The sequence below is a fragment of the Methylobacter sp. S3L5C genome, from assembly GCF_022788635.1.
GTDB lineage: Bacteria > Pseudomonadota > Gammaproteobacteria > Methylococcales > Methylomonadaceae > Methylobacter_C.
The window spans coordinates 1,411,218-1,423,807 of the sequence record NZ_CP076024.1 but is presented as its reverse complement, the minus strand read 5'-3'; the positions used below and the strand labels follow the sequence as shown (position 1 = coordinate 1,423,807).

The 12,590-nt window shown below is 44.4% G+C and carries 12 protein-coding genes; 11 read left to right on the top strand and 1 reads right to left on the bottom strand.

From position 1 onward, the window contains the following. The 10 genes from KKZ03_RS06595 (at position 1) to KKZ03_RS06550 (ending at position 11,075) form a co-directional block, all read left to right on the top strand. The gene (locus tag KKZ03_RS06595) at positions 1 to 1,563 is read left to right on the top strand and encodes an NADH-quinone oxidoreductase subunit L (RefSeq protein WP_243220725.1); all 1,563 of its coding nucleotides are present in this window, start codon (positions 1 to 3) and stop codon (positions 1,561 to 1,563) included. A 7-nt stretch (positions 1,564 to 1,570) separates the two neighbouring features. After that, on the top strand, positions 1,571 to 3,136 hold the full coding sequence (locus KKZ03_RS06590) for a NuoM family protein (protein WP_243220724.1): 1,566 nt from the start codon (positions 1,571 to 1,573) through the stop codon (positions 3,134 to 3,136). Beyond that, positions 3,129 to 4,673 carry a NuoM family protein gene (locus tag KKZ03_RS06585; protein ID WP_243220723.1) on the top strand — a complete coding sequence of 515 codons (1,545 nt, stop codon included), beginning with the start codon at positions 3,129 to 3,131 and terminating at the stop codon, positions 4,671 to 4,673. Before KKZ03_RS06590 ends, KKZ03_RS06585 begins: the two co-directional genes overlap by 8 nt. Before the next feature lie 87 nt (positions 4,674 to 4,760). Then, the gene (locus tag KKZ03_RS06580; protein ID WP_243220722.1) at positions 4,761 to 5,240 is read left to right on the top strand and encodes a nuclear transport factor 2 family protein; all 480 of its coding nucleotides are present in this window, start codon (positions 4,761 to 4,763) and stop codon (positions 5,238 to 5,240) included. A gap of 83 nt (positions 5,241 to 5,323) precedes the next feature. Then, complete coding sequence (gene radC, locus KKZ03_RS06575; RefSeq protein ID WP_243220721.1) at positions 5,324 to 5,998, top strand: DNA repair protein RadC; 675 nt, start codon at positions 5,324 to 5,326, stop codon at positions 5,996 to 5,998. Between the two features lie 477 nt (positions 5,999 to 6,475). Continuing rightward, positions 6,476 to 8,347 (top strand): tRNA uridine-5-carboxymethylaminomethyl(34) synthesis enzyme MnmG, encoded by a 1,872-nt coding sequence (gene mnmG / locus KKZ03_RS06570; protein ID WP_243220720.1) that lies wholly within the window; start codon positions 6,476 to 6,478, stop codon positions 8,345 to 8,347. Beyond that, positions 8,347 to 8,979, top strand: coding sequence for a 16S rRNA (guanine(527)-N(7))-methyltransferase RsmG (gene rsmG, locus KKZ03_RS06565; protein ID WP_243220719.1), 633 nt, complete (start codon positions 8,347 to 8,349; stop codon positions 8,977 to 8,979). Before mnmG ends, rsmG begins: the two co-directional genes overlap by 1 nt. After that, complete coding sequence (locus KKZ03_RS06560; protein WP_243220718.1) at positions 8,979 to 9,746, top strand: ParA family protein; 768 nt, start codon at positions 8,979 to 8,981, stop codon at positions 9,744 to 9,746. The genes rsmG and KKZ03_RS06560 overlap by 1 nt, the downstream gene beginning before the upstream one ends. Continuing rightward, positions 9,743 to 10,120, top strand: a complete 378-nt coding sequence (locus KKZ03_RS06555; RefSeq protein WP_243220717.1) for a hypothetical protein — start codon at positions 9,743 to 9,745, stop codon at positions 10,118 to 10,120. Before KKZ03_RS06560 ends, KKZ03_RS06555 begins: the two co-directional genes overlap by 4 nt. 100 nt (positions 10,121 to 10,220) lie before the next feature. After that, positions 10,221 to 11,075, top strand: a complete 855-nt coding sequence (locus KKZ03_RS06550; RefSeq protein ID WP_243220716.1) for a ParB/RepB/Spo0J family partition protein — start codon at positions 10,221 to 10,223, stop codon at positions 11,073 to 11,075. 101 nt (positions 11,076 to 11,176) lie between these two features. Here the strand turns inward: KKZ03_RS06550 and KKZ03_RS06545 are convergent, their stop codons facing one another. Beyond that, positions 11,177 to 11,689: a hypothetical protein gene (locus KKZ03_RS06545; RefSeq protein ID WP_243220715.1), complete on the bottom strand. Its 513-nt coding sequence runs from the start codon at positions 11,687 to 11,689 to the stop codon at positions 11,177 to 11,179. A 273-nt stretch (positions 11,690 to 11,962) separates the two neighbouring features. Between KKZ03_RS06545 and KKZ03_RS06540 the strand changes: the two genes are divergently transcribed. Further along, complete coding sequence (locus KKZ03_RS06540; protein ID WP_243220714.1) at positions 11,963 to 12,565, top strand: peroxiredoxin; 603 nt, start codon at positions 11,963 to 11,965, stop codon at positions 12,563 to 12,565. Positions 12,566 to 12,590 lie beyond the last annotated feature (25 nt).

The window sequence follows — 12,590 nt, the reverse complement described above, 5'->3', positions numbered from 1 at the left end:
ATGGATGCATTAGTAGTTCTGATTCCTTTACTGCCCTTTATTGCCGCCGTTCTGATTGGCGTCGGTCAGATAGCGCAGCTTCTAAGTGGCGAAGCCGGCGAAAGCACCACGGCAATTATCGCTACCTGGGCTATCAGTATGTCCTGTCTACTTGCCTTGGCATTACTGGGCGCTGATTTACTGGGAAAAAATACCGGCGCGTTAAATATAGGTCAATGGCTGGACAGTGATACTTTACATATTTCAGTGAACTTTATCACGACAGGTTTTAGCGTCGTATTGGCAACCCTGTTTTCCTTGCTGTTAGTTATTATCATGCATTTTTCCGTTAATTATATGCATAGGGAAGCCGGCTTCCATCGCTTTTTCTTTATCTTAAGCCTGTTTGCTTCAGGTATGTTGTTACTAGTGTTATCAGGTAATGCCGTGGGTACGTTTTTTGGCTGGGAAATTGCCGGACTCTGTTCTTATTTGTTGATAGCCTATGCCTATAATCGCCCGATTGCCGCCATTAATGCAACACGGGTGTTTGTTACTAACCGTATCGGCGATGCCGGATTTATTCTGGGAACAGGATTAAGTTACGCCTGGGCAGATAGTATTCTCTGGAACGATTTAAATGCCGCCTTGGCACAACTGAGCACCAGTGAAGCCACCGGAATTGCCTTGTGTTTTACTGTAGCGGCGTTCGCAAAATCAGCGCAACTGCCTTTTACCCCTTGGTTGGCGCGCGCACTGGAAGGGCCAACACCATCAAGTGCGGTATTTTATGGCGCGGTTATGGTACATGCCGGTGTTTATCTGGTCTGTTTGTTAAAACCCGTTTTTGAACAGGCACCGTTCGCTATGGTAGTACTGGCAATAGCAGGTTGCGCTACGGCAATCTATAGTTTTATCGTTGGCTTAACCCAGACGGATGTGAAAAGTTCGTTGATTTTTTCCACCTCGGGCCAACTCGGCCTGATGTTTATGGAATGTGGCCTGGGCTTTTGGGAACTGGTCAGTTGGCATCTTTGCTCTCATGCTGTCGTGCGCGGCTATCTGTTTTTAACAGCGCCCTCACTGATGCACAATGTACAGGATAATCCCGTAAGATTAGTAACTCCTGCAATCGCGAAACTTCGCTGGGCTTACGTTGCTTCAGTACAGCGCTTCTGGCTGGATCAAATAACGGACTGGACATTGGTAAGACCGATTCGCCGACTGGCACACGACCTTAACTATTTTGATGATCATATTATTGACCAGGTTATGGGTGCCCCTGCTCCGGCCATCCACACCATATCGTCACTGGCGCAACTGGAAGAAAAAATACTTGGCGCACGACTCGATAATGAGACGGATGAATTTGCTCACGGTAGCGGCCTGGCAGGTAAACTCACTGAATGGTTTGCTGCCCTGATGCACTGGTTTGAAGCCCGCTTCGTTTTACGCAGCATAGGTAAGGACACCAACCGCTATGGCCGAAAACTGGGACACGCTGCCAATAAATTTGAGCAATTAATACTAAGACCACGTTATCTGGTACTGTTTGTCTTTATAACATTGTTGGTTGTATTTTGAGACGCTGATGGATACGCTTATTACTTTTTGGTCAGAATCTGCTGCCTTTCCACTACTCACGACGCTGACACTGACTCCACTTGCGACCATGGTCGCTATCCTGTGTTCACGCTCATCGACTGTTGCCCTGCGTTTGGGTTTTTTGGGAACCCTGTTGACAGCTTTACTCGGCACCTACCTGTTGGCTATTTTCGATTCCGGCAATCCTGGCATTCATCTGGCCGAACAAGTTCATTTTGGGTGGTTTAGTTATAGTGTCGGCGTTGATGGCGCAAATATTTTATTTATTCCATTGACTGCTATTTTAACACTACTAACACTGACCTATGCCTTAATTACCCGGCATGCCATGGATCGGCTGTTCATGGCCTGTTTGCTGGGTTATGAAGGCATATTGATCGGTGCTTTTGCAGCGCTTAACCTGATGCAGTTCTGGCTGTGGTGTATGCTCGAACTTATCCCTGTAGTGGTGTTAACGCTTCATGCCGGAACCGGGCTAAACCGGCGCTGGGTGGTCACATTGCTACTGCAATACTGGGGTAGCGGCTTACTGCTAACCTTGGCCGGTTTTATGTTTCTTGCTTTTGGCTTAATCGATTCAGAGCATGCACTAACATTTGACTGGCTGACGCTAAAACAAAATAACGCTTATTTACATGACGAAGTATTGGTTTTTGTACTCCTGTTTTTTGGTTTTGCCATTCGTATGCCCTTGTTTCCGTTTCATGGCTGGCTGCCATTACTCGCGGAACAAGGCACGGTCGCCAGCGGCACTATCTTTATAGTCGGTTTAAAACTGGGTATTTATGCCATGATTCGTTTTGTTTTACCCCTGGTTCCAGGCGTCGCCGAACAATGGTCAGAATTTGTCTTAACATTAAGTCTATTCAGTATTTTTTATGGTGCGCTACTCGCCCTGATACAAATTAATATTCGCAGATTACTGGCTTTTGCCGTCGTTAGCCATACCGGAATGCTGGTAATAGGTATTTTTTGCTTTAACGAATACGGTCTGGAAGGTAGTCTTTTGCTTTCCATTGCTTACGGCCTTGCGACAGCCGGCATGTTATATAGTGTCGGTTTGATTTATGAGCGCACTCGCACGGCTTTTATCCCGCGTCTGGGTGGGCTGTTTGATACCAATTCGGCCATGGCATTGCTGTTTTTAATCTCGGCACTCAGTACGATGGTCATGCCAGGTACCCCCGGATATGATGCCGCTCATTTACTCATTGAAGGCGTTATTGAAGAAGATGGTTGGTTACTGGCGATTGCAATATTACTGGGTAATGTGCTTGCTGCGGCTTTTTTACTTCGGGCTTTTCAACAGATATTTATAGCAACTCCCAGGCGGGTTCACCAACCCTATAGCAGTACTCATCACCCCGTCAGAACAGAGCGTATTATCACTGTAGTGATTAGCTTATTACTGATTGTTACCGGCTTTTACACAACACCATGGCTAAACTTTATAGATCAGGAAGCCACCGATATAGGCGCGCATTACCCTATGCACGGCTCCCAGAAAACTGAACGGATGATCTGGCCCTCAGAGGACAAGCAACATGAGTGAAGCTGATTTCCCGCTACTAAGCCTTATTATTCTGTTGCCGTTACTGGGAGCTGTTGCAACCGGCATTACCGGCAATATAAAACTGGCTAAAAAAATCGCACTGGTTATTGCAAGTCTCGAACTGATGCTGACTATTGCTGTGATGCTGTTGTTTAATGCGGATAAAGGTGGAGATTTTCAACTCGTTGAACAATATGCCTGGATACCCAGCCTGAAGATTGAATTCCTGATCGGTATTGATGGCATTTCGGTATTATTTTTACCCATGTCAGCCCTGTTAACGCTGATGGCAATTATTGCTTCATGGAATTCGGTACAACACCTGCAACCCTTTCATTTTGCATTATTAATGGCGCTGGAAGGTATCACTATCGGTGTATTTTCAGCACTGGATATGGTGCTGTTCTTTTTATTTTGGGAACTGACTTTACCGCCGATCTTCTTTTTAATCGGCTTATGGGGCATAGGCCCACAGCGGCGTAGTGCAGCGCTAAAATATACACTGTTTATGCTGTTTGGCGGCGTTCCGTTATTGTTTGCCATTATCATCCTGGCCATTAATCACGCGACTGCTGTGAAGGGTCTTATTCCTCAAGATCTCTCCTTCAGCTTGCCGGTACTTCTGGACACGCCATTACCCGATAACTTACAGACTATTGTTTTTTTATTACTCCTGGCAGGTTTTGCCGTTAAAGCGCCGTTAATACCTTTTCATACCTGGCTACCAACTGCCGCCATGGAAGGGCCAACGCAAATAACTGCGTTATTAATCGGCCTGAAACTGGGCGTCTACGGCATACTGCGCTTTACCATGCCTTTAGCGCCTTCTGCCGCTGTTGAATACAGTTGGGTATTAGGTATATTAGGTGCAATCACACTTATTTATGGCGCACTGATTGCACTGCAACAAACCAATTTACGACGCTTACTGGCTTATGCCAGTATCAGTCATGTTGGTCTGGTAATAATTGGTATAGCCTCCTTAACGATACAGGGTGTTCAAGGTGCCATTTTTCAGTTGTTTAATTTTACGCTAATTGCCAGTTCTTTAATGCTCATTGCCGGTTTTATTCAACATCGACTGGCGAGTACTGAAGTTATCCACCTCGGCGGCTTGGCTAAAGTAATGCCACGCTTAACCGGCTTTTATTTTTTGTTTGTATTGGCCAGTATCGGAATACCCGGCACCAGCGGTTTTCCCGCTGAATTATTATTGATTTTTGGTGCCTTAATTGCTCACCCCGGATTGGGCATTACCGCATTGGCGGGTGCAGTACTCAGCGCCGCTTATATGCTGTCTTTCACCCGTAAGGCATTTTTAGGTCCCATCACTCAATCCGCCGTTAGTCAGATACAGGATTTACGTCCGCGTGAATTGGCGCTGTTATGCGTACCCGCGCTGTTAATTTTAGGATTTGGTTTTTTGCCAAATAGTATCCTTAAAACCAATCAGGTCGCTGCAGAAGCGTGGTTATCGCATTTACTGGATCAATCCATGCAGGGAAACAGCAGACTTGCGGGAGTGGTAAAACGTTAAAAGTAACTTCTCATGACCAAAAGCCGACAATCTTTTAAGATTTTTTGTCGACCACCTAATTTTGCATCACTAACCCAAGAGTATTCAATGAACGCAATCCAGGAAGCACGCCCGCCTTTTCCGCCCTTCACCCTTGAAACGGCAATCCAAAAAGTTCGCTTGGCTGAAGATGCCTGGAATAATCAGGATCCACAACGCGTTGCCCTGGCCTATACCATTGACAGTCAATGGCGAAACCGTGCTGAATTTCCCGTAGGTCGTGAACAAATCATAGCGTTTCTTACACACAAATGGGCAAAAGAGCGGGAATACCGTTTAATAAAAGAACTCTGGGCCTTTAACGGCAACCAGATCGCAGTTCGCTTTGCTTACGAGTGGCGTAATGATAGCGATCAATGGTTTCGTTCTTATGGCAATGAAAACTGGGAGTTTGATCAATATGGTTTAATGCAACGTCGCTACGCAAGCATCAATGATTTACCCATTAAAGAAGCCGACCGCAAATTCCACTGGCCACAAGGCCCGCGTCCTGATGATCATCCAAACTTAAGCGACCTGGGGCTTTAAGCGCTAAAATCAGGCGTTTTTATGGCAAGAGCAGCAAAATTATTTTATGATTGGCCATCTTAACTTGCTTTAAGGAATGTCTCATGGCTATTAAAGATTGGCCCGCAGAAGACAGGCCCAGAGAAAAACTGCTACAACGGGGCTCGGCCGCCTTAACCGATATCGAGCTGCTGGCTATTTTTTTACGAACCGGCACACGCGGCAAGTCGGCAGTGGATTTAGCCCGTGACTTGCTCGCAGAATTTGGCTCTTTAAAAGGCTTACTCAATGCAGACCAACAGCGCTTTTGCATGGGTTACGGCTTGGGAGGCGCCAAATATGCCCAACTCCAGGCGGTACTGGAAATGGCCAAGCGCCATTTTAAAGAGATACTCGAACGGGGCAGCGCCTTAACCAGTCCGGAAACTACCCAAGCCTATCTCAGCGCACAATTACGCGGTTATAGTTACGAAGTATTTGCCTGTTTATTTCTTGATAACCAACACCGGGTTATCAAACTGGAGGAATTATTCAGGGGAACCATAGACGGTGCCAGCGTTTATCCTCGAGAGGTTGTCAAACAGGCGCTATATCACAATGCAGCGGCAGTCATTTTTGCCCACAATCATCCTTCCGGCATTACCGAACCCAGCCAGGCTGACAAACAAATCACCGATAAGCTCAAACAAGCGTTAACCTTATTCGATATCCGCGTACTCGATCATTTTATTATTGGTGATGGCAACCCTTACTCCTTTGCGGAGCATGGTTTGCTGTAAAGCAATCATTCAAGAATGCTTACCTGCTATTAAATCGGTAAAACTCTACCAGAATCAGCTCTATGAGACACCTTTAAAAAGTTCTGTCGGGAATGTTGACAAGCATCGCAGTCTTGGGTCGCTAAGATAAAAGAGCGACAACAAGTCCGCAGCGATAAGCGCAGATAATAATTTTACTAAAGACTTCTGGTGGAATGCAGAGGTTGAAAGAAGCAGGAGGCTTCGCTAATAATTCTAACCAGAGTTATTAGTGAAGCCTCCTGCTTCCTGTGCTTTGCATTGCGATGATATTTGTTTTTATCTTCAAAGACATGTGCCTTATTAAACTGGTGTGCGAACTTTGCAACCGGGTTTTGAACAGGAACACAATCTATTTTGTCAGGATTGTTACGTTTTTTCATGGTTTACCTCTTATAATAGTAAAAAGTATGTCTAATTGACACACATTAATATAGCGACTCTGAGTAAAAAAAGCTTGTGAAATTTAAAAAAGATTTTGACGTAATTGTGGTCGGCGGCGGCCATGCAGGTACTGAAGCCGCTCTGGCATCCGCTCGTTGTGGAGCGAAAACATTATTGTTAACGCAAAACATAGAGACCTTGGGGCAAATGAGCTGTAATCCTGCGATTGGCGGAATTGGCAAAGGTCACTTGGTTAAAGAGATTGATGCCTTGGGCGGAATTATGGCCAAAGCTATTGATCTGGGCGGCATTCAGTTTCGTATATTAAATGCCAGCAAGGGTCCTGCGGTCAGGGCAACTCGCGCGCAGGCAGATCGAATGCTGTATAAGCAGGCGGTCAGAAGTACACTGGAAAACCAACCTAATCTGGCGCTATTTCAGCAAACAGTTGCTGATTTAATCGTCGTCGGCAATAAAGTCGTCGGTGTTAAAACCCAAATGGGCTTAAATTTCATGGCGAAAGCCGTGGTATTAACAACCGGTACCTTTTTGGGTGGAAAAATCCATATCGGCCTGGAAAATTATAGCGGTGGCCGAGCCGGTGACTCTGCCTCTATTGCCTTGGCTGACCGATTACGCGAATTGCCGTTTCGCATTGACCGCTTAAAAACCGGAACACCGCCGCGTATTGACGGCAGAACCATCGATTTCAGTAAGTTGGAAGAGCAACACGGCGATAGTCCTGTACCCGTGTTTTCTTTTATGGGTAAACGCGAACAGCATCCCCGCCAAATCCCTTGCCATATCACCCGCACTAATAGTAAAACTCACGATATTATCCGTGCCGGACTGGATAGATCGCCGCTGTATTCAGGGATTATTGAGGGCATAGGGCCACGTTATTGTCCGTCTATTGAAGATAAAATCGTCCGTTTTGCCGATAAAGATACCCACCAGATTTTTGTCGAGCCTGAAGGTCTGGATACCAATGAAATTTATCCCAATGGCATTTCCACGAGCTTACCGTTTGATGTGCAGTATGAGTTTGTACGCTCAATGCTGGGCTTTGAAAATGCCGAAATAATCCGTCCTGGCTATGCCATTGAATATGATTTTTTTGATCCCAGAGATTTAAAAATGTCGTTGGAAACCAAGCATATGGACGCTTTGTTTTTTGCAGGACAAGTTAATGGCACCACTGGTTATGAAGAAGCTGCCGCACAAGGTTTGATTGCAGGGCTAAACGCGGCACGTTTGGTTATGGGCCTTGAAAGCTGGTGCCCTGGCCGTGATGAAGCTTATATGGGCGTGATGATTGACGACCTGATTACCCGCGGCACACAAGAGCCGTATCGTATGTTTACCAGTCGTGCTGAATATCGTTTATTGTTAAGAGAAGATAATGCCGATTTGCGCTTAACAGAAAAAGGTCGTGAATTGGGCTTGGTTGATGATGAACGCTGGCAAGCTTTTGAGATTAAACGTGCCGCGATTTCCGGATTGCAGGATGATTTGAAAAAAAAATGGGTCAGGGCAGATACAGAAGAAGCACTTCAGGTGGCAGAAATCTGGGGCAAGCCCTTGCTAAAAGAAGCTAATTTGATGGAGTTACTGCGACGACCCGAGGTGGATATAGAACGTTTACTGTCATTTATGGAGGGCGGCGAAGCGGTTACTGAACAGGTGGGCGAGCAAGTTGAAATTCAGGCTAAATATGCAGGCTATATTGTCAGGCAGCAAACTGAAATTGACAAAGCACTGCGCTACGATCATTTACGACTTCCAGATGCCCTTGATTATAACGGCGTATCAGGGCTGTCCAACGAAGTAAGCCAAAAACTTAAAGCGCAGCGGCCAGAAACGTTAGGTCAGGCATCACGAATACCCGGTATGACTCCCGCCGCCATTTCCCTGCTGTTAGTTTATTTAAAAAAGAAAAGTGCCTAATGGAAACGTGTAAAAAAATTCTGATTTCCGGTCTTGAATCCCTAAATTTATCGACTGCTGAAGATAAAGTTGAGCAATTGCTAGGCTTTATAAAGCTGCTTGAAAAATGGAATAAAGCTTATAATCTGACCGCCATACGGGACAAGGAAGAGATGGTGCGCCTGCATTTGCTGGATAGCCTGGCCATTTTGCCCTTTATTGAAGGTAAACGGGTTATTGATATCGGTACGGGAGCCGGCCTGCCGGGTATTCCGCTGGCGATTTATTTACCCGATATCGAGTTTACTTTATTGGATAGTAATGCCAAAAAAACACGGTTTGTGCAACAGGCAATCCTTGAGTTAAAACTGAAAAATGTCACTGTCTGTCATAATCGTGTTGAACAATATCATCCCGAAACAAGTTTTGATACAGCCATTACCCGAGCGTTTGCCAGTTTATCTGATATAGTGAAATTAACGGCGCATTTACTCAACAAGAATGGCGTACTGTTGGCAATGAAAGGACAAGCACCTGATGTTTCGGAACTGGAATCAGCAATAACTACCCTGATCCCTGTCAACGTTCCAGGAATAACCGCAGAAAGATGTCTGGTTAGAATACAATTGACTAAAGAATCCGAGGTAAGTTAGTGGGAAAAATAATTGCCATATCCAATCAAAAGGGCGGCGTAGGAAAAACGACAACCAGTGTTAATCTGGCAGCTTCCTTGGCAGCCGCTAAACAGCGAGTATTGCTGGTAGATCTTGATCCACAAGGCAATGCAGCGATGGGCTGTGGCGTAGATAAACAGGAAGTAAAATATTCCAGTTATGATTTATTAATGGAGGATGTGCCTGCCGCAGAAGCCGTTATTTATCGCCCCAACATCGGCTTCTCGGTGATTCCCGGAAATGCTGACCTGACTGCTGCTGAAGTAAAATTAATTCATGCTGACCGCAAAGAACTGCGACTGGCTGATGCATTAAGTCCGATAAAATCCGACTACGATTACATTCTGATAGATTGTCCACCGTCTTTAAACATGCTGACGTTAAATGCAATGGTGGCGGCAAATAGTTTATTAATCCCCATGCAATGCGAGTACTACGCCCTGGAAGGCTTATCAGCATTAATGGGTACACTGCATAATATCCAAAGCTCCGTCAATCCGGATTTACATCTGGAAGGTATTTTAAGGACGATGTATGACGATAGAAATCGCCTGACCAAAGATGTTTCCGAGCAGTTGATCCGGTATTTTGGCGATAAAGTATTTAGAACCTGTATTCCAAGAAATATTCGCTTGGCCGAAGCACCAAGCCATGGTTTGCCGGCACTAAGTTATGATAAATCATCACGGGGAACCTTGGCATATCTGGCTCTGGCAGATGAAATGATCAAAAAAGACCAGGCATGACTATAAAAAAACGTGGCTTGGGTAGGGGTCTTGAAGCTTTATTGGCAAATGTTTCTGCTAAAGAGGCAATAACTCGGCCGCAAACTTCACCGCTTAACAGCCCTCATAAAAACCGTCATCCATCACCAGACGATATCAATTCAGATGAATTAATAGCTGAACCGGTTGTTGTCCAAAAAATTGCCGAAAACAACGCTGAAATAGCCCCAAGATTACCGGAAGTACCGATAATCAACAAGGCAATAGATGAGCGGGAAGCGATGGCATCGGCATTAATCGAAATTATCCAACAAGAAAACCGTCATCTTTTGCAAGAAACCGAAGACTTAAGAAAGTTGATTGATGAGTTTGAAGCGATGGTTCGCCATCTTTAAATTAAACTGATTTGTCTAACAGACCGTATTATTACAATAAAACATTGCGGGATTACAGCACTATTGCACTGGCGGATACAATGATTAATAAAGAGAAAAAATGTCTTTAAATAAACGCGGATTAGGTCGGGGTCTTGATGCCTTATTAGGCGATATTTCTGTTAAAGATGAGCAGCACCACTTGCACACGCTGCCCATAGAATATTTGCAACGAGGCAAGTATCAGCCACGCAAAGATATCAATCCGGAAAAACTTCAGGAACTGGCAGACTCCATCAAGGCGCAAGGCATAATTCAGCCTATCGTTGTGCGCCAACTTGCTTATGAAAAATATGAAATAGTGGCTGGAGAGCGTCGCTGGCGTGCCGCACAAATAGCCGGCTTGACACAAGTACCTGTAGTTATAAAAGAAATAGATGATCGCGCCGCAATGGCTATAGCGCTGATTGAAAATATCCAACGGGAAGACCTTAATGCTTTGGAGGAAGCCGAAGCGTTAAAACGGTTACTGGATGAGTTTGAGATGACTCATCAACACATAGCAGAAGCTATTGGCAAGTCGCGAACTACGGTTACTAATTTATTGAGACTGATAGACTTGCAACCCGAGGTAAAAATATTATTACTTAATAATCAACTGGAAATGGGGCATGCGCGCGCTCTGTTGTCATTAGATGGGTCTAAACAAGTCGCCATAGCCAATAAAGTAGTTAAAGACGGTTTAACGGTAAGGGCAACAGAACGTTTGGTTAAAGAAAGCCACGCCGAACCAAAGATTCAAAAAATTAAGGTTGTCGATAACGACACCTTACGATTACAGGACAATTTAACGGCTAAATTGGGCGCAAAAGTTGTCATTGACCATAAAGAAAATGGCTCAGGAAAACTGGTTATTGCCTATTCCAGTCTGGATGAACTGGATGGTATTATTGGGCAACTTGGCGTGCATGAATGAAAATAAAATTCTCCAGGGATATTTCACTCGCATTCACAGTCAGTCTTCGACACTATTTCCCCAAATCAGTTGACCCGCTTAAAGACATCAATAAAAGCCGCTTATAATACAGCGTTTAAATTCTCATCATCATAAAGCCGGGTTTTCTTCCAGCCAACAAATTTGTCATCATAAAATTCAATATCGTTATCTATTGAAACCTCATAACAAATCCTGAATAACTTGGCTGTCCGAAACGCATGCAACTCATCATCAGCAGTGACTTTGTCTACATTACCAACCTGAAAGGTTTTATTTCTGGATTTGCCATTGCTGACCCAAAAAACCGTATAACACAGATAATTTTTATCTTTTCTATGATCATACTTAATGGTTCTCGATACACCCGTAACACCGGTAGTGGTTTTATTTTTGGGTGGCTTGAGAAAGCGTGTTTTACTACCTTTTAAAACGACCAGCATCTGGTCTCGCCAGGTAATTGCCGCATTCAAAGATTTATTTTTGTTACCCCACAATTTGTGAGAGAAATAACGGCTACTCTCTTTGCCGCGTCTTACGATACGAACTTGAAAGCCAAATACATCCGGCTCGGTTATATGCTTATTTTTTGCCACAGAATAATCTCCCTCGACAAGAACTATATATTATTTGGATTTAACAGAAAGGCTATATCGCCAATATTTTAGAACCGCTTTGAAAATCTAAAACAGGAATGACTGTAGTCTATTAGCTACAAATTATCCCTCAAGCTGGCGTAAAAGCAAGTTATAAATTTCAACACTGGACAATTACCTACTAGTACGGTGTAGAATAGGAACATACCACTGAGATAGTGGCTGATAATAAGTCTATAACCTTTTGCCTTTTCAACATTTTGGAGATAATTAATGAGCGTATTAGTCGGTAAACAAGCCCCTGATTTTACAGTTCCTGCCGTCTTAGGCGATGGTCAAATAGTTGATTCATTCAGCTTTTCTGATACCACTAGCGGTAAATATGCAGTCGTATTTTTCTACCCTTTAGACTTTACGTTTGTATGCCCCAGTGAACTGATCGCTTTGGATCATCGTATGGATGAATTTAAAAGCCGTGGCGTTGAAGTTATTGCAGTATCTATAGACTCTCATTTCACCCACAATGCATGGCGCAACACGCCAATCAACAAAGGTGGTATCGGCCCGGTTCATTATACAATGGCTGCTGATTTAACACATTCTATCGTTAAAGATTATGATGTTGAGGCAGATGGCGGCGTTGCGTATCGTGGAACTTTCCTGATAGACCGTAGCGGTCTTGTCCGTCACCAAGTTGTTAACGACCTGCCTTTAGGTCGTAATATGGATGAATTGTTGCGCATGATTGATGCGTTACAATTTTTCGAAGAGCATGGCGAAGTTTGCCCGGCTGGCTGGAATAAAGGCGATACCGGTATGAATGCAAGTCCTGCGGGCGTTGCAGAATACCTGGATAAAAATGCAGATAAACTGTAATTAAAAGTTAAGGCCCGAGATTTAA